General features: G+C 49.7%; 1 protein-coding gene. It reads right to left on the reverse strand.

Annotated features, from left to right (window positions below; genetic code table 11):
• Positions 1-86 precede the first annotated feature (86 nt).
• Positions 87-644 carry an O-acetyl-ADP-ribose deacetylase gene (locus tag DCCM_RS07560; RefSeq protein ID WP_104371816.1) on the reverse strand — a complete coding sequence of 186 codons (558 nt, stop codon included), beginning with the start codon at positions 642-644 and terminating at the stop codon, positions 87-89.
• Between the last annotated feature and the right edge of the window lie 272 nt (positions 645-916).

Raw genomic sequence — 916 nt, forward strand, 5'->3', positions numbered from 1 at the left:
AGTACAATACCATATTGTTTAGAAAAGTAAAGTAAATAAATAAAGGCAAAGGATTTTAACCATTTGCCCCAACACGTTTATAGTTTTCAACAATCCCGGCTGTCGCCGGCGCAACCCAATTTTTCCCAGGCCAGCTCAAAGGCTTTTAAAATATCGTCATTGAAAAGAACAAATCTGACTTCATCAATAGCCGCGCTTTCTTTAACAAACTCATAAACGGCTTTTACCGCTATCGCCGCCGCCCTGTCCCGGGGAAACCTGTAGGCTCCGGTGCTGATGGAGGGAAAGGAGATTGTTTTAACTCCGTTTTTCACCGCCAGTTTAAGGCTGTTGGCATAAGCCTGTCTCAACAATTCATCCTCCCCGCCGCCGCCCCCGGACCAGATAGGCCCAACCGTATGAATCACATAATCCGCCTTGAGCCGGCCGGCGCCGGTGATAACAGCCTGGCCTGCGGGGCAGATTCCTTTCGTTGACCTTATTTGTTTGCACTCTTCCAGTATTTGTGGCCCGCCGGCCCGGTGGATGGCGCCGTCCACTCCCCCACCGCCCAGCAAACCCGAATTGGCGGCATTTACAATTGCCCGGGTATCCTGTTCCGTTATGTCTCCTCTGATAAACAGCAATTTGGTATTGCCAATCATTGCTTCCAAAACGTCAACCCCCGAATATAAGTTTATGCTCTATAAGAAAGCCTTCCAGCAGCAAGGAGGCATATCCCCTATCACACGCCGGGAATATTTCAGAAGGTGGTGTGTCCCCTGACATACATCGGGGACATTCCTCTGACCCCAAAGCAGTGCTAGAAAGAGAGGTGTGTCCCCTAACATACGTTGGGGACATTCCTCCGACCCCAAAGCAGTGCTGCAAAGAGAGGTGTGTCCCCTTTCCTCTACACCTTCCTATATATTATAAC

This window comes from Desulfocucumis palustris (assembly GCF_002933875.1).
In the GTDB taxonomy this organism is placed as follows: domain Bacteria; phylum Bacillota; class Desulfotomaculia; order Desulfotomaculales; family Desulfocucumaceae; genus Desulfocucumis; species Desulfocucumis palustris.

Bases quoted from the DNA above. Each gene is read 5' to 3' on its own strand.
- DCCM_RS07560 (WP_104371816.1), bottom strand. From the start codon at position 644: ATGATTGGCAATACCAAATTGCTGTTTATCAGAGGAGACATAACGGAA.